The organism is Alteromonas sp. R7 (genome assembly GCF_055755235.1).
Map to the genome: position 1 here is coordinate 80,068 of NZ_JBVTQX010000014.1, position 21,038 is coordinate 101,105.

Below are 21,038 nucleotides of genomic sequence, written 5' to 3' on the forward strand. Positions count from 1 at the left end.
CAGGAGTAACTATGTCTCGCAGAATTATGTTGATCCCCGTAGGCACAAGTGTTGGCCTAACTACGGTCAGCATGGGCCTTGTTCGTGCTATCGAGGAACAAGGCATAAAGCTCAATTTCTTTAAGCCCGTTGCACAGCCACGTAAAGGCGATAACGGCGAAGAGCGCTCTACAGCAATTATTGCGCACCATGCCAGTGTGTCGCCCATCACGCCTTTCGAGCTTGAATACGTAGAGCGAATGATCAGTAACGACAGCACCGATGAGCTCTTAGAGGAGATCATCGAGCGGTTTGAAGAAAGCAGTGTTCAAGAGGCTGTTACTGTTATTGAAGGACTGGTGACAACTCGCCATCATCCTTATGCAGAGCGCCTGAATTTAGAAATTAGTCGGGCACTTGATGCCGACATCGTTTTCGTGGCTGTGCCGGGAAATGAGTCGACCACGGATATCAATCATCGCCTCGAAATCGTTGTAGACACCTATGGCGGTCACAAAAGTCAAAAAGTAGTGGGCTGTATCTTCAACAAGGTTAACGCGCCTTTTGATGAACATGGTCGCTTACGCGCTGATATTGGCGCAATAGAAGCCCCTGAGCACGACGAAGAGCGAACCCAAGCCTTACGTGATTTGCCTATTTTCAAAAAGGGCTTGAGTCTACTTGGCACAATTGACTGGAGCGCTGATTTAGTATCTCCTCGCGCCACCGACGTAGCGAAGCATCTTAACGCTAGCTTGTTAAACGAAGGCGAGTTGGCTGAGCGGCGTTTAAGTAGTGTCACGTTTTGCGCGCGAGAAATTCACAATATGACGCACACCTTAAAGCCGGGGGCGCTACTTGTAATGTCGGGTGATCGCGGCGATGTTTTTGTGTCGTGCTGTTTAGCTGCATTAAACGGCACAAAGCTAGGCGCGCTCTTGCTTACCGGCGGCTATCAGCCGGATGAAAACATTATGGCGTTGTGTAGCCAGGCCATGGAAACGGGTTTACCGGTTATGCTGGTAAATTCCAATACGTGGCAAACAGCACAAGCACTTCACGCTTTTAATCAGGAAGTACCTGTAGATGACAGTAAACGCATTGAAAAGGTGATGGTTCACACTGCGGAAAGTTTAGACGCAAGTTGGGTAAATTCACTTACCCAAAAAGTGTCGCGCCAGAAAAAACTCTCTCCATCAGCGTTTCGTTTTTACCTAACAAACCGTGCAAGGCAGGTAAATAAACGCATTGTGCTTCCTGAAGGAAACGAGCCAAGAACCGTGGTGGCGGCCTCTATTTGTGCCAAACGGGGTCTTGCTCGTCCTGTATTGCTAGGCGATGAAACTGAGATTAGACGGGTAGCAGAACAGCAAGGTGTTGTACTGAGCGAAGGCGTTGAGATTCTCTCGCCGTCGGCCATTAAAAAAGACTATGTTGAGAGCTTAGTGGCGCTACGCGGCCATAAAGGTGTGACGGAAGTGGTTGCCCAAGAGTTGTTAGAAGATAACGTAACTCTGGGCACGATGATGCTTCAGCAAGATGACGTGGATGGATTAGTGTCAGGTGCAGTAAATACAACTGCGAACACTATTCGCCCAGCGCTCCAGTTAATAAAGACCGCTGAAAACGCGTCTTTGGTGTCGTCAGTATTTTTTATGCTGTTGCCTGACCAAGTTTTGGTTTACGGCGACTGTGCAATTAACCCAGATCCCAACGCTCAACAGCTCGCTGATATTGCTATTCAATCTGCGGAATCTGCACAAATGTTTGGCATTGAGCCGCGGGTTGCGATGATTAGCTACAGCACTGGTTCGTCAGGTGCAGGAAGCGATGTAGAAAAGGTGAGAGAAGCGACCAAAATTGCGCAAAGCCTTCGCCCTGATTTACTTATTGATGGTCCACTTCAATACGATGCAGCGGCTATCGAAAGTGTGGGCAAGAGCAAGGCACCAAATAGCCCTGTTGCTGGTAAGGCAAACGTGTTTGTTTTTCCTGACCTCAATACCGGAAATACCACTTACAAAGCGGTACAGCGTAGCTTCGATCTAGTGTGTATTGGCCCAATGCTGCAAGGCATGCGAAAGCCCGTTAACGATTTAAGTCGCGGTGCATTGGTTGACGATATTGTATTTACCATAGCACTTACTGCTATTCAGGCGGCAGGTAACGTTTAACAGGGTAGACTACCTATCTGTTGTAAGGTAGTTGCTGCTAACAAAAACGGCGCTACTTCAAATGAAGTTAGCGCCGTTTTTTATTTCTTAGTCTGATGCAGTGTGATGTATTGCTAAGCTATTAACCTTGCGTAGCGACTATCCTCTGCTATGCTCCTTGCAGCAAGCTGCAATCTATGAACTACAAGCTAAAGATTTTCCTTTAGCGGCCATTCATCACATCGCGTACTGCTTCACAATTTGTCCATCTTTCATAACAAAGCCCACTTTTTCCATAAGGCTCATATCATCTAGTGGGTTGCCGGGCACTGCGACGATATCTGCCAGCTTACCTTTTTCCAAACTTCCAAGGGTAGCTTCTTGTTTCAGTAAGCGGGCAGGGTTAATAGTAGCAGCTTGAATAGCCTGAATGGGGGTCATACCGAACTTCACCATCCGGGCAAACTGCTTAGGATTATCACCGTGAGGGTAAACCCCGGCATCGGAACCAAATACCATATTTACACCAGCTTTAACTGCCTTCTCAAAGTTTTCGCGCTGAGTTTTACCAACAATACGCTCTTTATTCAGGCTTTCTTCTAGAATACCGGCTTTCTCTCCTTCACCCAGAATATATTCAGTTACGTAAATATCCATAGAGAAGTAAGTACCGTTCTTTTTCGCTAAATCTATCGCTTCGTCATCAAGCAAACTTACGTGTTCTACTGAATCTACACCCGCTTTAATGGCTGCTTTAATGCCATTAGTGCCATGAGCATGAGTCGCTACTGTCAAACCACGCAAATGGGCCTCATCAATGAGGGCTTTCATTTCTTCGAATGTGTATTGCTGTGCACCTACTTTTGTGCCTTTAGACAAAACGCCACCTGTAGCGCAGAATTTGATCACGGTAGCGCCGTACTTAATATTTCGACGTACTTTTTTGCGTACTTCCCACGGGCCATCGGCTACACCTTCGCTATAATTGTCATACTCATAGGGCAAAAGATTGCTGTCACAATGGCCGCCAGTTACGCCTAGGCTTGGCCCAGCTACAAACATGCGCGGTCCCACTACGTCGCCCGCGTTGATGGCATCTCTTAACGCAACATCAGCAAAACCAGGTGCACCTACATTACGCACAGTGGTAAAACCTGCATCTAACGTTGCTTTAGCGTGTTTAACGCCAGTAATAGCCGCGCGGGGCAGTGATACTTCTAAACGCTTGTACCCGTGTCGAGTTGCATCACTGGTTAAGTGTACGTGCATATCCATTAACCCAGGCATTAGCGTGGCATTGCCTAAATCAATACGTGTTGCTTCGTTTGGAACTGTCAGGTCTTTAAGACGACCAGATGCAGTAATTATATTGTCCGTTACAATAACAGCCGCCTGTTTGACGACTTTCCCGTTAGCAACGTCAATCATGCGATCTGCAGTAATTACCGTTGTCTCTGCGAAAACAGCAGTAGAGCAAACAATGGCAGTGATAGAAAAGGTGAGTAGTTTTTTTGAAAAAAGAGAAACCCAGTTCACAAGTATTTCCTTAATTAGCACACATTGAACTTTGCAAAAAAACAAGCTCAACATGTCCTACATCGAGTTAGTATTATTATTGAATGACTATTGTGTCGGTACCTTTAACTTGTACAGATCATCTCTGTCTTCGTCTAAGAAGTAACGCACTAACAAATAGCAAAATAACTATAAACCAAACACCTAGCTCTTGAAGATGGTAATACGGTGTAAACCCTCTGGTTGCGACAACTGGCGCCGAAATATTACCTGCCATGAATTGAGGTAGCCGAGCAGTTATTTCGCCTCTGTGGTCTATAAAAGCCGTAATGCCATTATTTGTCGCTCTAACGACAGGGCGGCCTAACTCAAGGGCGCGCATTTGCGCTATCTGCAAATGCTGAGCAGGCCCATGTGAGTGACCAAACCACGCATCATTACTCACGGTTATGATCATGTCGGTATTTTCAAATACATTTGCCATCACTTGATGAGGAAACGCAATTTCAAAACAGATAGCGGGGGCTAGGTGAATGCCGTTAGCTTCAAGGTTTGCCTGTTGATAGTCACCTCGAGAGAATGATGACATAGGTAAATCGAATAGGGGAGCGAGCGGGCGAAGCCAGTCTTCAAAAGGTACGAATTCGCCTACGGGCAATAGATGATGTTTCGAAAATCGGTTGTTGTGGAAATATTGATAGTCGGGATAAGCGGCATCTGGCGTACGTTTACCTAGCACAATTAGGTTGTTCCACGCTTCATCAGTTTCCCAGTTGTAATTAACAATACCCGTAATAAGTGCCGTGTTCTCTTGAAAGGCTCTTTCGTTAACTTTAGCAAGATAAGGTTGGGCTAATGGTTCTAACTTAGGGACCGCGGCTTCAGGCCAAATGATGAGGTCGTTATCCCATAAGCTTTCAGTTAATTTCCAGTAGGTGTCCATGGTTGGACCATCTTGCTCTGGCACCCATCGCAGACTTTGCGCGATGTTGCCTTGAGCCATGCCTACTGAGTAGGTTTTTTGGGGGGCAACCCAAGTATGTTGTTTAAGAAGGTAGCCACTGGTAAAAAAGCACAGCGCCACTAGCACTGCGTTGGCGAAAGTTCGCTTATTGTGTATCAACGCAAATAGCGTAGCGCTGATAACGATAAGCGCGCTTATTCCCGTTTCTCCGATGATTGGCGCAAAGCCTGCAAGAGGGCTCTCTAATTGACTATACCCTAAAGATAACCATGGAAAGCCGGTTAGCATCCAGCTTCGTAACCACTCAGCCGCAACCCAGAAAAGAGGTAACGCCATTGGCCACAAGTGGGGAGAGAAGTACTTGGCGGTTAACTTGGTGGCAAGCGCAGGATAAAGCGATAAGTAACCACATAGCAACGCCATAATGCCAATAGATGCCGCAATGGGAAGCCCGCCAAAGTCGGCAATACTCACATGAACCCAGCTTATACCCGCTCCAAACCATCCCGCACCGAACAGCCATCCGGCTAAAAATGGACGATGTTTGAGCTTTATCACCTGACGTATAGCAAGTGCAAGCGCAGGAATAGTTAAAAGCCACATGTTAAAGGGAGCGAAAGCAAGGGTTAAGCTTGCACCACTTAGTAAAAGAAGAAGGTGGGGAGTAAACCGTTTCAGCATAGGAGTCATCTGATCGTGGTTAATAGAGTTGTTACGTCAACATAGGGTGAGCACGCATAAAATCATGCTGCCCTATGCTGAAACAGGCGTAGTTTGCGTTACTTCACTATTCGAGCGAAGGCACTGAAACCTTAAGTTGGATAAGTCGGCGCTTATCAGAGTTAGTCACTTTAAATTGAATGTCGCCAATGGTGATTTCGTCATTGGTTTCAGGCATATGACCAAACGCTTTCAGCACAATACCGCCAATAGTGTCGGCTTCTTCTTCGCTAAACTTGGTTTCAAAAAACTCGTTAAAATCGTCAACCGGCGTTAAGGCTTTAACAGAGTATGTTGATTTATTTAACGGGCGAATATCATCGGTACCATCTTCTTCCGTATCGTATTCGTCTTCAATTTCACCCACGATAATTTCAAGGATATCTTCAATCGTGACTAGACCAGACACACCGCCATATTCGTCTACAACAATGGCCATGTGGTAGCGTTGCTGACGGAACTCTTTAAGCAGAACGTCCACGCGTTTGCTTTCTGGAACAATAACCGCTGGGCGAAGAATATCGCGAAGGTTAAATTCTTTTTCCGCGTTAAATGCAAAAGCCAAAAGATCTTTTGCTAACAGGATACCTTCGATGTGGTCTTTATCTTCGCTGATAACAGGGAAACGGGAGTGAGCAGATTCAAGCATTACAGGTAAAAACTCTTCTACCTTTTGCTCTACATCGATGGTGGTCATTTGAGCGCGAGGGATCATGATATCCCTTACTCGCATTTCATTTACCCCAATAACCCCTTCAATCATTTCGCGGGTTTGTGGGTCTATGATTTCGTTCTGTTCAGCATCAGTAATAACCGATACTAACTCTTCTTTACTTCTCGGCTCGCCAGAAATTGAATTTTTTAGTTTATCTAACCAACTCTTGCCTGATGAGCCGTTGGTAGAGTGAGGATTATCGTCGCTCATAATGTCCGTTTAATTGTTAGTTCAACGCCAACGTTAAAATGGTTCTCGCTGGTCGTCAATGTTTTATTGTTATTAAGTGTTAAAGTACTTAACTAACAATGGTTTATATTGAATTGTTAATCAATAGATTCGTAAGGATTAGCAATGCCAAGGTGCGCAAGAATATCAATTTCCTTGCTTTCCATTTCCTCAGCTTCCGCATCATCAATATGGTCGTAACCCATTAAATGCAATAGCCCGTGAACAGTCATGTGCGCGTAGTGGTTGCTTACGTCTTTACGCTGTTCTTCGGCTTCTCGACTAATAACGGGGGCACAAATAACCAAGTCGCCTAAAAGGTTTATTTCTATACCTGGAGGCGCTTCAAACGGAAAAGATAAAACATTTGTGGGTTTATCTTTTCCTCGGTATTCATGGTTAAGGCTTTGACTTTCGGCTTCGTCAGTAAAGCGAATGGTCACTTCTTGCTCAGCTAACCCTTCGTAATTGAGCACGGCGTTAGCCCAAAGCTCAAGTTCCGAAGGTGAGGGAATGGCCGACAAAATGGCCTCGTCACCTTCAAACGCTTGCTGTACATCAATAATGGCACTCACGATGCGTTGTCGTCTTTCGTTTGCGTGGCATTATCGTCTTGAGAAGCCTGTTCACGTTGAAGTCGCAACGCTTCTTCTTTACGTGCTTTGCGAAGACGCTCTTGTTCAGCATCGTGCACTTCATAGGCTCTAACGATACGCGCAACCACAGGGTGACGAACCACGTCTTCAGCGTTAAAGAAGTTAAATGAAATGTCATCCACTTCACTTAACACTTCAATAGCATGACGAAGACCTGATTTTGCACCGCGAGGTAAGTCTACCTGCGTGATGTCACCGGTGATCACCGCTTTTGAATTGAAGCCAATACGGGTTAAGAACATTTTCATTTGCTCTACCGTGGTGTTTTGACTTTCATCCAAAATAATAAAGGCATCGTTCAGTGTTCGACCACGCATATAGGCCAGCGGTGCAACCTCAATCACGTTGCGCTCCATAAGCTTTTCTACTTTCTCGAAGCCCAACATTTCAAATAGGGCGTCGTAAAGAGGACGAAGGTACGGGTCAACTTTTTGTGAAAGGTCGCCGGGCAAGAAGCCGAGTTTTTCACCCGCTTCTACCGCCGGGCGGGTAAGCAAGATACGGCGAATTTCTTGTCGCTCAAGCGCGTCCACAGCAGCAGCGACCGCTAGGTAGGTTTTACCCGTACCGGCAGGTCCAATACCAAAAGTAATATCGTGGTTTACAATGTTCGCCACATATTGCGCTTGGTTAGGGTTACGCGGCTTAATCACACCGCGCTTGGTCTTAATATTGACTTCTTTTCCATAGCCGCCTGTTGCGTCTTTTTCAATAACGCGGGCTTCTTGAATGGCAAGATGAACTTGTTCTGCTTCTAGCTCGGGAATACGGCCCTTAATAGGCTGAGTTTCTATATAAAGAAGCTTAAGTAATTCGCTGGCACTTTTTATTTGCTGCGGTTCACCCAACACCTTGAATGCGTTATTTCGGTAGGTAATTTCTACCCCTAACCTGCGCTCAATTTGTTTAATGTTGTCATCAAAGGGGCCACATAAACTCGACAAACGTTTGCTATCTGCCGGTTCTAATTCAAATTCGTTACTAACCAATGTACTCAAGCTACTTTTTTCCTCGCTATAAAATGTATTTAGGCTGGGTTAAATTGACCCACGCCAAGCTCATCGGGCAAATCTGCCTGATGCTTTGCCATGATAGATTGGGGCGAAACGGCAACACGCAAGCCCATTTCGCTCTCTCTGCGCACAACTTCACCACGTAATGAGTTAGTGAATACGTCAGTGATGTTTACATCAACGAATTCGCCAATCATGTCTGGTGTGCCTTCGAAGTTCACTACACGGTTATTTTCAGTACGTCCCGAAAGCTCCATTGGGTTTTTCTTTGACGGACCTTCAACCAATATTCGCTGCTCTGTACCAACCATGTGACGAGCAATACGAAGAGCCTGTTGCGTAATACGCTGCTGTAGTAGGTGAAGACGTTGCTTCTTAGTTTCTTCACTTACGTCATCTACTGCGTCGGCAGCAGGCGTACCCGGGCGAGCACTGTAAATAAAGCTGAAGCTAAGGTCATAATCGACTGCCTGAATCAAATCCATGGTGGCTTCAAAGTCGGCATCTGTTTCACCTGGGAAACCAATAATGAAGTCACTCGACAAGCTAATGTTCGGGCGAATTTTCTTCAGCTTACGCATTTTAGACTTGTATTCGATTGCTGTATGGCCACGCTTCATCAAGTTCAATATACGGTCAGAGCCGCTTTGAACAGGCAAGTGTAGGTGGTCTACTAACTCCGGAATAGACGCGTATGCTTCTATAATGTCATCAGTAAATTCAACCGGGTGTGAGGTGGTGTAACGAATTCTGTCGATACCGTCTATGGCCGCTACCAATTCAAGCAGCTCAGAGAAACGACAAATTGTACCGTCGTAATTTTCACCGCGATACGCGTTAACGTTTTGACCTAGAAGATTTACTTCACGCACGCCTTGACCTGCAAGCTGAGCAATTTCAAGCAACACGTCGTCAACAGGACGGCTTACTTCTTCACCGCGGGTGTAAGGCACAACACAGAATGTGCAGTATTTTGAACAGCCTTCCATGATTGAAACGAACGCCGTTGGACCTTCAGCACGTGGTTCAGGTAAACGGTCAAATTTTTCAATTTCCGGGAAGCTAACGTCAATGACTGACTTTGCGCCGCCCTGAAGTTCGTTGATCATTTCAGGCAAACGATGCAGTGTTTGTGGACCGAATACTAAGTCTACGAACGGCGCACGCTGACGAATGGTATCGCCTTCTTGAGAGGCTACACAGCCGCCCACACCGATAATAAGTTCAGGTTTATCTTGCTTAAGTGTTTTCCAACGGCCCAACTGGTGAAACACTTTTTCCTGTGCTTTTTCACGAATAGAGCACGTGTTAAGCAAGATAACATCGGCTTCTTCAGCACTTTCAGCAGCGCTGTAGCCATGTGTTGAGTCTAGTAAGTCTGCCATTTTCTCCGAGTCATACTCGTTCATTTGGCAGCCCCAGGTTTTGATATACAGCTTTTTAGTCATAACAACTATTCGATAACCTGTTAGTGTTCCTGTAAGTGAAAGCAGTTTCACCCTTTTCTAGCAAAGGTGTCTGCCAGAATGTTGTTTTACGAGCAGCGCTTAAATCGCCACGCAAAAAACAGTGATAGAGTCAGTTACAGGAAGATGTTCAAAATAGCCGCATATTTTACCTGTTATGCAAGCATATTCCCAGTATCTTGAGACGATTCGTTAAGAATTGATCTGGGGCAAGCCGGTTCTACGTTTTACTTCACAGCGCTTTGTGTTTTAAGACATAATGCAACTGCGTGTTTTAAGGAGAATTAATGGTCGATTTTTGTATAAATGGCGGCGGTATGGTCGGCGCTGCGCTAGCGTTGGGGCTTGCTCAACAGCAGTTTAAAGTAGCAGTGATAGAGCCGTATCTACCGGTACCTTTTAACCCCGAGGATGGGCCTGACTTAAGGGTTTCCGCTATCAGCGAAGCATCGGTTACGCTTTTAAAAGCCCTTGGCGCTTGGGACCACATAGCCGCTATGCGCGTAAAACCTTACACTGGCCTTAGCGTGTGGGACGACCCTGCCCATCGAACAGACTTTACCGCACATAGTATTGACATGCCCCAACTAGGCTTTTTTGTGGAAAACCGATTGTTGCAGCTAGGATGCCACCACGTATTAAAGAAGTTTGACAATGTTGAGCTCATTACCGGACAAACGGTGCAAGATATTCAATTAACGAATACGGCTAAGGTCAGCCTTTCGAATGGCAGAACCATTGAAGCGAGCTGGCTTGTTGGCGCAGATGGCGCAAACTCTCAGGTGAGAAAGGCGGCGGGCATTGGCACTACAGGTTGGCAATATGCGCAGCAGGCGATGGGGATCACTATAAAGATGGAGAACGCCGTTGAACATGTAACCTGGCAGCAGTTTACATCGAGCGGCCCTAAAGCCTTTTTACCTATGTTTGATAACTTCGCTTCGCTAGTTTGGTACGACTCGCCTGACGAACTCAAACGGATTAAAAGTTTAAAAGCGAACCAACTTGAAAGTGAAATTCTGAAAACGTTTCCAGATGAATTGACCAGAAATGGCAATAGCTTTTCAGTTATTGATAAAGCGATTTTTCCACTCACGCGTGCTCATGCCAATCACTATGTGAAAGGCTGTTGTGCGTTAGTTGGTGATGCAGCACACACTATTAATCCGCTTGCCGGACAGGGTGTTAATTTAGGTTTTAAAGATGTAGAAACCTTTCTTTCTGTGTGTGCTGAATTCAAGCCATTCGGTAGCGACAACGCATTGTCGCTAACCGATAAAGTATTTTCTCAAAGGCTTATCAGCAATTATGAAAAGCCACGAAAGCGAGATAATTTGGTGATGATGACGGCAATGGATGGGTTTTATACCTTGTTTAGCAATGACGTTGCCCCCATAAAATGGATAAGAAACCAGCTTCTTTCTGTGGCGCAGCGCATAGAGCCTGCTAAACAAGAAGTGCTCAAATATGCGATAGGGTTACGATAATGGAAGTGTTAATTTTACTGGCGGTGTTATTTGGTGCGCTAGCATTGATTATACCGCTAATAGAACGCTCTAAAATGCGAATCAGTAATGAGGATGCTGCGAAATGGGCAAAGTGGATTTGGCCCTTAATGGGGATTTTGCTTATCGCCCAGTTGTTGCGGTTACTGTTCTCTTAGCTGCTGCTTAGGTTTAAAAAGTCACAAAATCTAGCCACTTGCCGAACTCAAATCAATTCACTTTTTCAAAGGTTCAAAGGAATGACCGTACAATTTTCGCAAGGGTTCTCCAATCAATGTCCGTGGGTTAATCTAAAAGGCTATAGCCTTTATTATATTTGGTAAGGGCATCCAGCAGACGTAGGCGAAAAACACTTTTATCAGTTGAAGAGTAAACCTGACCCTGAAAAGGTTGAGGTGATGTCTGCCTGCTGGGATGGCTATGCAGGCAGTTACCAGTTAAGTGCTGAAGGAAGCCTTATTCTCACTCGGTTTCATTACTTCCTCCCCAACGGGTTAGGGGAGTCCGATGCCTTACTTGAGGAGTTACACGGCGACTTTTACTTAGAATTTAGAACCCACTTTGAAGGCGATCAGCTATATGTACCGTTTGCTGATGGTAGAGTGACTGTTGACCAGGAACAGTGGGTTGAGGTAAAGCGAGCCTACGTTAATGTGAAAACGGACAAAAATGGTTTTTCCACTTGGTTTAAACGGTTCATTCCGGACCGCTTGTTTAAGTAAATCAGGGCTCATCCAACTGGTTTCACGGCAATTTTCATGAAATGCACTGCGTCAGTTTTTGTAAGCCTTCATCTACATTAATGTGTTTGTTGTGGCCATTGTCCTTTCAAATCGATAATGACTTTGTCTATCATCTTAATAGTTGTTTGATTATCGTCTTGCAGTAAGGCAAACGCTCGTAAGCCAACGAACTGATTTTGAAGCCACTCTGCGGCTGTTGACGTTGGCGTATGTTCAGGCAGCTCACCTTTTTCGATACAGGCTTCAATAATATTTCTAAAACCAGCCTTGAGGGTTTGCATGCTCTCAAGTACAGCTTTTTTGGCAATATCGCCAATGAGTTCTAATTCTGCAATAGACTTAACCAGCAAGCACTGGCGCATGTAGCGTTGCTCGTCGGGGCCAGTTAATGCTGTTTCAAAAAAATGGTAAAGAGCATCTAAAGGCGATCGAGCTTCTGTGACTTGCTTTAAACGCTTTGCACTGTTGTCAGCATAATGCTCAACAACAAGTTTGAATAAGCCTTCTTTGCTTTGAAAGCGCGCATAAATACTACCCGGACGCATATCCAATGCCTGCTGAATATCACGCATGCCAGCCGCCTGAAAGCCTCGTTGCCAAAAAAGCGTAGTGGCTTTTTCTATAATCTCATCGTGGTCATATTTCATCGCTGCATACCTTATACGTGAATATTTTGAACATATGTTCAATTATCGCTTGAACGATCGTTCAAGTAAACCTATTATTATTGGCATACGAGTTGTGAGTAGCGCAAAGCGTTGCTTGCAGTTTTTGATCACATCAATAGGAGAGTGACATGAGCGATTTTACTTTACACACGAAAGAGAGTGCGCCAGAAGCAGCGAAGCCTTTACTTGATAATTCGCAAGCAGCATTTGGAATGATTCCAAATCTACATGCAGTAATGGCAGAAGCGCCGACTTTGCTTGAAGGCTATCAAGTGCTGCATAAACTAGCGCAAGAAACATCGTTCAATGCAGAAGAGTTAACGGTGGTTTGGCAGGCAGTGAATGTAGAGCACGCGTGTCATTACTGCGTTCCAGCGCATACGGGTATTGCTAAGAGTATGAAAGTGCGCGATGACCTAATTGAAGAGTTGCGAAACGATGAAACACTGTCTGACAGCAAATTGAATACGCTTAAAGAAACTGTGCTGGCTGTAACTCGCGGGCGAGGTAATGTTGATAATGCGCAGCTTGACGCATTTTACAGCGCTGGATACAAGCATCAGCAATTGTTAGAAATCATACTTATATTGGCGCAAAAAGTGATGAGTAATTATACCAATCATTTGGCCGATACGCCTGTAGACGAACCTTTCAAAAAATTTGATTGGTCGCCTAAATAATCATTTGATAGCGCTTTTAAAACGGAAGCAAGGCTTCCGTTTTTTGTTTCTGGCTTAAACGCTTGCGAGCAATCTCGCAAAAACTGAATAGCAGTAGGCTACACAGTGTGTAGATAAAAAGCGCAAACAGCATTTTTCTTTTCCTATTCAAAATACGACTATTAAGACGCTAAGGGCAGCTGCGGGCTTAATTCTTCTACGGTTTCCATTGCAACTAACTCTTCGTATCCCTTTTGCTGCAACAGTGTTTTCAAATCGTCGCAATTACTGCATTTATTTTGTTTAGCGATAGCCACTGCTTCGATGAAACATGATAGGTGAGTTATAGATTGTGCTTGTGTCATGGTCTACTTCACTTTTGATTTTACGTAAGTTCGTTATTTCCATTTTTATTGGAATTACTTTGGCTTAGCCTGAAGTCACTAATGTGACGCTAGCATTACGCTTTTATGAAAAATAAGGGTGAAAAGTTCAAAATACCTTGAAATGTATATACATAGGCTATACATTTTGTATTCGAATAATGTGGTAGTACTTGCAGATTCTCATTGAACGACATACTGCACGTATTGATATTTGCAAGGATTTAAGGTGTCTGAAAAAAACAATAAAAAGAAGAAAAAGAATAGTCAGATGATTATTCGAATCAATGACGAAGAGCGTGCCCAGTTTATCGCGTTATGCGAAGACCTAGACACTTCTGCTGCTCGTGAAGTTAGACACTTTATTCGAGAATTTATTGCCAAACACGGCGATCAATAGCGGCTTTGCTAAACGTTATGTGAGTGAAGCGAACACTACAAATAAAGATAAGGATTTACATCATGGCTAAGAAAAAAGAGTTAAAAAAAGCGATTAAAGCAACTAAGGCGAAAATTTCTAAGCAAGAAGGAAAGCTGAAAAAGCTTAAGAAGAAGCTTAAAAAAGCATAAGCGCCTATTTGGCACTCATTAGTGCAAATTTAGTATGAAAAGCGCTCTGAACGGGGCGCTTTTTCGGTTTCACGTACTCTAGTCCAAATTACCTTTTGTGAAGGTGGCACCTTCCTACCGCCTCTTACCACCAGTGCAATAGATGATTCCGTCGCTTCATCTTCAAAATTCCGCCTGTCGTCGATATTAAGGATTTATTACAACTTTAGTATTGTGCGAGCGAATCTTTTTGTGATTTACTCAGCCTTCAAGCACCGCGTGCTTTTCATCTCTAATAATAATAAGTCTGATCAGACAACCTGGCGTTTAGCAGTACCCCAACAACAGAAAGAAGATATTGTATTTCAACGCGTTTTTGATTCACGAAATACAAAACTACACACTTCGAAAAGTAAAATTTAAAAGAATTCAGGAACAACACAATGCAACAGGCAAAATTTAACGCTTCTGCTTTCAAGCTTTCCCTCATTGCTTCTGCAATTGCAGGAATGGCTTTTTCTTCTTCGTCAGTGCTTGCACAGGAGCAAGCTTCTGTTGATGAGCAAGATGTTGAGCAAATCCAAATTGTAGGTTCACGTCGCGTTGGTCGCACCATCAATGACTCCCCTGTACCTATCGACATTATCGATGCTTCATCTATAGAAGCAACGGGGCTCACTGAAACCAACATGATCTTAAACCAGTTACTGCCTAGCTTTAACTTCCCTCAGCCATCTATTACCGATGGCACCGACCACGTACGACCAGCGCAGCTGCGTGGTTTAGCACCAGACCACACGCTGGTATTAGTTAATGGTAAGCGTCGTCATACCTCTGCGCTTCTTAATTTAAATGGTTCGGTGGGGCGTGGCTCTTCAGCGGTAGATTTAAACGCTATCCCGGCTAATGCTATTAAGCGTATTGAGGTGTTGCGTGACGGTGCTGCGGCTCAGTACGGCTCAGACGCCATTGCCGGTGTTATAAATATTGTTTTGAAAGATGCTGCCGAAGGCGGTGAAGTGTCGGCAACGTATGGTGCTAACGTTACAACAATGGACGGTGTGCCTAACCTTGAAGGTGTGAGTGTTGGCGCTGACGGTAATTTAGCATTCGCTGAAGGAAGCGACAGAGACGTAACCGATGGACAAACCTTTACCCTTCGCGGAAACGTAGGCTTCGAATGGGGAGATGACGGCTTTGTTAACGTATCAGGTGAATACCGCGACCGTGGACAGGCGAACCGTTCGGACTACGACCAGCGAGAAAACTATGCGCGAGACGCGGACGGCAACTTAGACCCTCGTGAGCTTACGGTCAACCGCTACAATCACGTTTACGGAAATGGTGAGGTGGAAGATTACGCCTTGTTCATAAACGCGGGCAAAGCCCTTACTGATAGCGTTGAGTTTTATACTACCGCAGGCTACAGCACTCGTGATTCGGTAGGCGGAGGCTTTTACCGTCGTGCTCAAGATTCACGAAACGTAGTTGAAATTTATCCAGACGGATTCCTACCTTCTATTCAAACTGACATAACCGATATGTCGCTGCTTGCTGGTATTAAGGGCTATGGCGATGTGTGGAATTACGACTTGTCCGTAACACATGGTGGTAATGAGCTTGAGTATGGTGTTATCAACACCCTAAACACGTCTTTAGGTCCAACGAGTCAAACTGAGTTTGACGCGGGTACGCTAGAATACAACACCACAATTGTGAATGCTGACGCGTCACGTTTGGTAGATACCGGGTATTTCTACAGCGAAATGAACTTCGCCATGGGCGCAGAATATCGTCATGAGAGCTATGAAATAACCGCAGGTGAAGAAGGGTCTTACATACAAGGTTCGTTTGGACCTGGCGGCGTGGTGACTGACCCGGTAGACGGCCCGTTTGGTGCTGCTGGTTCGCAAGTATTCCCTGGCTTTACACCAGAATCTGCAGGTGAAAACAGCCGTCATAACTATAGCTTTTATGTGGATGTAGAAGCTGACGTTGTAGAAAACTGGAACGTAGCGGTGGCAGGGCGCTATGAAGATTATTCTGACTTCGGCAGCACGTTTAATTGGAAAATGTCTCACCGTGTAACCCTGAGTGATGCATTTGCACTTCGAGCGTCAGTATCAACCGGCTTTAGAGCACCATCGCTACAACAGCAATTCTTCACTTCAATCGCGACGGTATTTGTTGATGGCGAGCCAACAGAGACAGGCACATTTGCGCCGTCAAGTGATGTTGCGCAAGCGCTGGGCAGCCCAGGTCTTGATGCAGAAGAATCGAATAACTACAGTGCAGGTTTTACCTACTCGCCAACTGCTGATTTCAACCTGACAGTAGACTTTTATCGCATTGATATCGACGATCGTATCGTGCTGTCTAACAACCTATCAGGTGAGGGTATAGAAGCACTACTTGCGGGTACGGGAGCTAATCAGGCTCGATTCTTCTTAAATGCGATAGATTCGCGTACGGAAGGTGTTGATATCGTTTCTACCTATACGCTTAATACGTCAGATTATGGTGCGTTTAACTTTAACGCAGGTGCTAACTTTAACGATAACGAGGTAACAAATGTTATCGATGCACCTGATGTGTTGCAAAATGCAGGCTTCGACCAGGCTAACTTGTTCGATGATGTTGAACTACGTCGCTTCGAAACGGCTTCGCCTGACAGCAAACTTAACTTAGGTGTTACGTGGAATTATGACCGCTACACAACAACCTTACGCACTACTCGTTATGGTGAAGTGGAAGACCCATCGTCAGTTGAAGCACGCAATGAAATCATTCCATCAGAGTGGATCACAGACCTAGACGTTCGCATTGCGTTAACAGAAGGACTTACCGTTTCTGTTGGTGCTAACAATTTATTTGATGTGTATCCAGAAACAACCCGTGAACTTGTGGATGATGTAACTACGTTCTCGCGTTTATTCCCGTATTCAGGCTTTTCGCCTTACGGTTTTACAGGCCGTTTTGTTTACGGAAAAGTTTCGTATAGCTTCTAAATAGCACCGGTTCTTGAGTGCTGAAAGCCAGTTGATTAATACGCAACTGGCTTTTTTTGTACCTGTTACTTAGTCATTTTTCTCAAAGGTAACTGCACAGCGATGTTCATTTAAAAGCGCAAAGTCTTCTTTGGGAATAAAGGCGTCGTAATCACGTTGCAGCTTAACTTGTGCCTCTTTTCGAATTTTACTGCGGCGTATAGCCGTTACGAAATTGCGCATTTCATGGTGAGTAGATAACTCTAGCTCAGGGACTGAAACAGGTGTGCCGCTGTCATCTTTGGCAACCATGGTAAAAAAGCTGTTGTTGGTATGTTTGACCTCGTTGGTTTTGATATTTTCCGTAGTGACTTTTATCCCTACTACCAAGGATGTGTTTCCGACATAATGAACGGTAGCGTCGAGGTGAAGTAAGTCACCCACTTCAACAGGCTGTAAAAACTCGACGCCATCAACGGTAACGGTTACACAATAGGCCCCTGCGTGTTTACTTGCGCAGGCATAGGCGACTTTATCCATTAACGATAAAATGACACCGCCATGCACCTTACCACCAAAATTAGCAAAAGATGGCACCATTAATTCAGTCAGTCTTGTTCTTGAAAAAGCGACATTACGTGCAGTCATAAACAACCTTTGATCTTAAGCCCTTGAAAAGCGCCGAATAAGCGTTCATATCAGTATTAGATTTACCCTACCACAAATTTTAAGGAATGGTTTTGTCACAAACGCATTTTTATCAACCAAAAGAAGGTCATGGCTTGGCTCACGATCCGTTTAACGCGATCATCGCACCGCGCCCAATCGGATGGATCTCTACAAAATCAAAAACGGGAGTGTTAAACCTTGCTCCTTACAGTTTTTTCAATGCGTTGAACTACACGCCGCCAATTATCGGCTTTTCAGTAGTAGGCAGTAAGAAAGATTCACTGGTAAACGTGCAGGAAACGGGTGAGTTTTGCTGGAATCTTGTATCAGAAGATTTGATTGATGCAATGAACACGACAAGTAAACCTCTGGCACCTGAAGAAAGTGAATTTGACCATGCAGGGCTTCAAACTGTAGAAAGTGAAGTGGTAAGCGTTCCCCGCGTAAAAGCGAGTAAGGTGAGCATGGAATGTAAGCTAACTGATGTGGTACAGCTTAAGACCGCCTCAGGTGAGGAGGTGAATAGCTGGTTTATCATGGGTGAAGTAGTGGGTGTACACATTGATAAGTCACTCATAGAGAACGGCGTTTACAGCACGCTGAAAAGTGCGCCAGTGAGTCGTGGTGGCGGACGAGGCGATTATTACACTATTTCCCGAGATAACTTTTTCGAAATGCTAAGACCAGAGTAACGGTCTTTAATAAAACAGTGACAACGCGTCAATATTAAACGGTGACCTAAATGCTAAATATGAACTTTGATGAACGTCTAGCGATTAATACGCAAATGCAAGAGTGGCAGGCGTCACCGTCTTCTACGGTATGGCGGAAGCCTTTAGAGCGTGAAGCAAAAGAGTCTGGTCATACAACTAGCGTCGTGAAGTACGAAGCTGGCGCGAGCTTTAAGCAGCATAGTCATCCTTATGGTGAAGAAATTTTGGTGCTTGAAGGTGTGTTTTCCGATGAACACGGTGATTACCCTGCAGGTACTTACTTGCGTAACCCGCCAGGCAGTAAACATAGCCCTTTCAGTAAAGAAGGCTGTGTGATTCTGGTTAAGCTGAATCAGTTTGATAAGCGCGATTTGAGTGAAGTACGGGTAAATACAAATAAAGCACAATGGCTGCAAGGGCAGGGCGGTTTACAAGTGATGCCGCTCCACAACTTTGAGCACGAACATGTGGCGCTAGTTAAGTGGCCCGTGGGTGAGATATTCAAGCCTCACAAGCATTTCGGAGGTGAAGAAATTTTTGTGCTATCGGGTACATTTAAAGACGAACATGGTGCATACCCAAAAGGCACATGGTTGCGCAATCCTCATATGAGTCAGCATCATCCTTACGTGGATGAGGAAACAATAATATGGGTGAAGACAGGGCATTTGCCAGTAGCGTTGTAGGCCGCCATTTCATTTGTTGCAGGTAAATCAAAACCAGTGTTTTACTTGCGGTCAATTGCTACAAACGAAAAAGGCTAACCCGAGGTTAGCCTTTCTTTTTCTAAAACTTACGCCAGAACTTACTTGGTCAAAGTTAGCCTGGTAACATCTAACTCTAAAACACTAACTTAGTAAAAGCCGGACTTAATCCCAAATACCATCTTCTGACTTACCCTGTATTTCACAGTCGCCCGCTTTGTATTCCATGTTTGCGCTACTGTCTTTTTTCTTAAAGTAGTCTTTGCTGATAGACACAATGGTAGGGGTCATCCATACAATAGCAATGATGTTAATCACCGTCATTAGGCCCAACGCCATGTCGGCCATGGCCCATACCTGAGGTAGGGCTGCCTGTGCGCCCCAGTAAATCATGCCTAAATAACCAATAGTGTAAACTGCACGGCCTATTTTATTATCTAGCTTGAACATGTGCAGATTACTCTCGCCATAGGCATAGTTTGCCACTACAGACGTGAATGCAAATAAGCTGATGGCGGCAGCCACAAAATCAGTACCGCCTTCGCCTAGGTGACTGCTCATCGCATCTTGGGTTAGGCGTATGCCTTCCATTTGATCAGAGCTTGAACCGCCAGCAAGTAAAATGATGAAGGCAGTAGACGTACATAGCACGAGTGTATCTAAGAAAACGCCAAGCATCTGAATGTAACCCTGTGATACGGGGTGATTAGGGTTTGGCACAGCACTCGCCGCAGCGTGCGGTACAGAGCCGCTGCCCGCTTCGTTTGAATACAGTCCGCGCTGAATACCATTTTTAATGGCCGCACCGAGTGCACCAGCGCCAGCTTCCTGCAAGCCAAATGCTGATTTAATGATATCGAGCAGCATGGCTGGCAGTTCGGAAATATTAATGAAGGTTATAGCCAAAGCCACAAGCACGTAGCCTATTCCCATAAATGGCACCACAAACTCGGCAAAGCGCGCAATGCTTTTAAGGCCTCCCACGACGATTAAGGCTGCCAGTGCAATAATGGCTAGGCCTACATATTCTGTGGGGAAAGAGTACGCATTGTTTAATGCATCGGTAATAGTATTGGCTTGAACGGCGCTAAAGACAAAGCCGTAGCCAAAGAACAAACATAGAGAAAATGCGACTGCAAGCCAGGTTTTGTTCAAACCCTGCTTGATATAATAAGCGGGGCCGCCACGGAACTCGCCGTTTTCGTCACGGACCTTGTATAGCTGACCTAGTACACTTTCGGCAAAGCCAGTGGCCATACCCAAAAGGGCAATCATCCACATCCAAAAAATAGCGCCAGCACCGCCTAGAGATATAGCAACCGCGACGCCAGCTAAGTTACCCGTGCCTACACGAGCCGATAAGCTGGTACACAAAGCTTGGAATGAACTTATCCCATCCTTAGTAGAAGTGTTACTGCCCTTTAGTAGGCTGAACATATGGCCGAAGTGCCTAAGCTGCACACCACCAAGTTTAACGGTAAACCAGATACCACATGCAAGCAGCATAATGATAAGTACCTGACCGTCTCCCCAAAGAATATTGTTAACTAATGAAACGAATTCGTTTATCACGCACTTTCCTTCGTTATTGTTTTAATTATTGCTCGGCGTGTAGAAATGAACTGAACATGACAGGTGCGTTGTCAGAACAAACGCTTCGGCTTAAGCAAACTTATATTTGCTAAACCTTGGAATGAGCCGAGCTATATCGATAAAAAACCAATACTAGCACGACAATTAAATGATTGGACAATGAAAACGTACTGAAACTATGACGTTTTATGCTCGCATATAGCAAATTTATTCATTCATGGGGGAGAAGAACACATTTGCTGAACAAAACGAGAGTACAAACAAAAAAACCGCTCAAAAGAGCGGCTTTTTCAAGAATATGGCTGGGGTAACAGGACTCGAACCTATGAATGGCGGGATCAAAACCCGCTGCCTTACCAACTTGGCTATACCCCAATATTGGTGCGGAAGGAGAGACTTGAACTCTCACGCCGTGAAGCACTGGAACCTAAATCCAGCGTGTCTACCAATTCCACC

At 45.0% G+C, this 21,038-nt stretch carries 19 protein-coding genes and 1 tRNA gene; 9 read left to right on the top strand and 11 right to left on the bottom strand.

Going from position 1 to position 21,038, the window contains the following annotated elements; all coding sequences use genetic code 11:
- Positions 1–11: 11 nt before the first annotated feature.
- On the top strand, positions 12–2,153 hold the full coding sequence (gene pta / locus AC0J2X_RS18575) for a phosphate acetyltransferase (protein WP_075176291.1): 2,142 nt from the start codon (positions 12–14) through the stop codon (positions 2,151–2,153).
- Between the two features lie 216 nt (positions 2,154–2,369).
- Here pta and AC0J2X_RS18580 read toward each other — a convergent pair whose 3' ends face one another.
- The 6 genes from AC0J2X_RS18580 to miaB all read right to left on the bottom strand — a co-directional run bounded on the left by AC0J2X_RS18580 (position 2,370) and on the right by miaB (position 9,391).
- A complete protein-coding gene (locus AC0J2X_RS18580) occupies positions 2,370–3,668 on the bottom strand; it encodes a Xaa-Pro dipeptidase (RefSeq protein ID WP_039230292.1) in 1,299 nt (432 codons plus the stop codon).
- Between the two features lie 118 nt (positions 3,669–3,786).
- Positions 3,787–5,292 carry an apolipoprotein N-acyltransferase gene (gene lnt / locus AC0J2X_RS18585; protein ID WP_069944240.1) on the bottom strand — a complete coding sequence of 502 codons (1,506 nt, stop codon included), beginning with the start codon at positions 5,290–5,292 and terminating at the stop codon, positions 3,787–3,789.
- A 106-nt stretch (positions 5,293–5,398) separates the two neighbouring features.
- Positions 5,399–6,256, bottom strand: coding sequence for a CNNM family magnesium/cobalt transport protein CorC (gene corC, locus AC0J2X_RS18590; RefSeq protein ID WP_014948991.1), 858 nt, complete (start codon positions 6,254–6,256; stop codon positions 5,399–5,401).
- A gap of 116 nt (positions 6,257–6,372) precedes the next feature.
- Positions 6,373–6,849, bottom strand: a complete 477-nt coding sequence (gene ybeY, locus AC0J2X_RS18595; RefSeq protein ID WP_069944043.1) for an rRNA maturation RNase YbeY — start codon at positions 6,847–6,849, stop codon at positions 6,373–6,375.
- Positions 6,846–7,928: a PhoH family protein gene (locus AC0J2X_RS18600; protein ID WP_039216249.1), complete on the bottom strand. Its 1,083-nt coding sequence runs from the start codon at positions 7,926–7,928 to the stop codon at positions 6,846–6,848. The genes ybeY and AC0J2X_RS18600 overlap by 4 nt, the downstream gene beginning before the upstream one ends.
- 29 nt (positions 7,929–7,957) lie before the next feature.
- Positions 7,958–9,391, bottom strand: coding sequence for a tRNA (N6-isopentenyl adenosine(37)-C2)-methylthiotransferase MiaB (gene miaB, locus AC0J2X_RS18605; protein ID WP_156078169.1), 1,434 nt, complete (start codon positions 9,389–9,391; stop codon positions 7,958–7,960).
- Positions 9,392–9,696: 305 nt separating this feature from the next.
- Here miaB and AC0J2X_RS18610 point away from each other — a divergent pair, with 305 nt between their 5' ends.
- The 3 genes from AC0J2X_RS18610 to AC0J2X_RS18620 all read left to right on the top strand — a co-directional run bounded on the left by AC0J2X_RS18610 (position 9,697) and on the right by AC0J2X_RS18620 (position 11,636).
- Complete coding sequence (locus AC0J2X_RS18610; RefSeq protein ID WP_472996295.1) at positions 9,697–10,896, top strand: FAD-dependent monooxygenase; 1,200 nt, start codon at positions 9,697–9,699, stop codon at positions 10,894–10,896.
- Positions 10,896–11,072 carry a hypothetical protein gene (locus AC0J2X_RS18615; protein ID WP_014948996.1) on the top strand — a complete coding sequence of 59 codons (177 nt, stop codon included), beginning with the start codon at positions 10,896–10,898 and terminating at the stop codon, positions 11,070–11,072. The genes AC0J2X_RS18610 and AC0J2X_RS18615 overlap by 1 nt, the downstream gene beginning before the upstream one ends.
- A gap of 240 nt (positions 11,073–11,312) precedes the next feature.
- Positions 11,313–11,636 carry a hypothetical protein gene (locus AC0J2X_RS18620; protein ID WP_231513057.1) on the top strand — a complete coding sequence of 108 codons (324 nt, stop codon included), beginning with the start codon at positions 11,313–11,315 and terminating at the stop codon, positions 11,634–11,636.
- A gap of 77 nt (positions 11,637–11,713) precedes the next feature.
- On the opposite strand, the gene AC0J2X_RS18625 is transcribed toward AC0J2X_RS18620, so the two are convergent.
- Positions 11,714–12,304, bottom strand: a complete 591-nt coding sequence (locus tag AC0J2X_RS18625) for a TetR/AcrR family transcriptional regulator (protein WP_156078171.1) — start codon at positions 12,302–12,304, stop codon at positions 11,714–11,716.
- A gap of 149 nt (positions 12,305–12,453) precedes the next feature.
- Between AC0J2X_RS18625 and AC0J2X_RS18630 the strand changes: the two genes are divergently transcribed.
- Complete coding sequence (locus tag AC0J2X_RS18630) at positions 12,454–13,005, top strand: carboxymuconolactone decarboxylase family protein (RefSeq protein WP_014948999.1); 552 nt, start codon at positions 12,454–12,456, stop codon at positions 13,003–13,005.
- Between the two features lie 161 nt (positions 13,006–13,166).
- On the opposite strand, the gene AC0J2X_RS18635 is transcribed toward AC0J2X_RS18630, so the two are convergent.
- Complete coding sequence (locus AC0J2X_RS18635; RefSeq protein WP_039216244.1) at positions 13,167–13,349, bottom strand: hypothetical protein; 183 nt, start codon at positions 13,347–13,349, stop codon at positions 13,167–13,169.
- A 247-nt stretch (positions 13,350–13,596) separates the two neighbouring features.
- Here AC0J2X_RS18635 and AC0J2X_RS18640 point away from each other — a divergent pair, with 247 nt between their 5' ends.
- The gene (locus tag AC0J2X_RS18640; RefSeq protein WP_014949001.1) at positions 13,597–13,767 is read left to right on the top strand and encodes a hypothetical protein; all 171 of its coding nucleotides are present in this window, start codon (positions 13,597–13,599) and stop codon (positions 13,765–13,767) included.
- A gap of 592 nt (positions 13,768–14,359) precedes the next feature.
- Positions 14,360–16,924: a TonB-dependent receptor plug domain-containing protein gene (locus tag AC0J2X_RS18645; RefSeq protein ID WP_014949003.1), complete on the top strand. Its 2,565-nt coding sequence runs from the start codon at positions 14,360–14,362 to the stop codon at positions 16,922–16,924.
- 69 nt (positions 16,925–16,993) lie between these two features.
- Here the strand turns inward: AC0J2X_RS18645 and AC0J2X_RS18650 are convergent, their stop codons facing one another.
- Positions 16,994–17,551 (bottom strand): acyl-CoA thioesterase, encoded by a 558-nt coding sequence (locus AC0J2X_RS18650; protein ID WP_069944046.1) that lies wholly within the window; start codon positions 17,549–17,551, stop codon positions 16,994–16,996.
- A gap of 92 nt (positions 17,552–17,643) precedes the next feature.
- On the opposite strand from AC0J2X_RS18650, the gene AC0J2X_RS18655 reads away from it, so the two are divergent.
- On the top strand, positions 17,644–18,264 hold the full coding sequence (locus tag AC0J2X_RS18655; RefSeq protein ID WP_342285017.1) for a flavin reductase family protein: 621 nt from the start codon (positions 17,644–17,646) through the stop codon (positions 18,262–18,264).
- 50 nt (positions 18,265–18,314) lie between these two features.
- The gene (locus tag AC0J2X_RS18660) at positions 18,315–18,971 is read left to right on the top strand and encodes a cupin domain-containing protein (RefSeq protein ID WP_014978884.1); all 657 of its coding nucleotides are present in this window, start codon (positions 18,315–18,317) and stop codon (positions 18,969–18,971) included.
- A 183-nt stretch (positions 18,972–19,154) separates the two neighbouring features.
- On the opposite strand, the gene AC0J2X_RS18665 is transcribed toward AC0J2X_RS18660, so the two are convergent.
- Both AC0J2X_RS18665 and AC0J2X_RS18670 read right to left on the bottom strand, forming a co-directional pair.
- Positions 19,155–20,561, bottom strand: a complete 1,407-nt coding sequence (locus tag AC0J2X_RS18665) for an alanine/glycine:cation symporter family protein (RefSeq protein ID WP_156078173.1) — start codon at positions 20,559–20,561, stop codon at positions 19,155–19,157.
- 320 nt (positions 20,562–20,881) lie between these two features.
- Positions 20,882–20,957, bottom strand: a tRNA-Gln gene (locus AC0J2X_RS18670).
- Positions 20,958–21,038 lie beyond the last annotated feature (81 nt).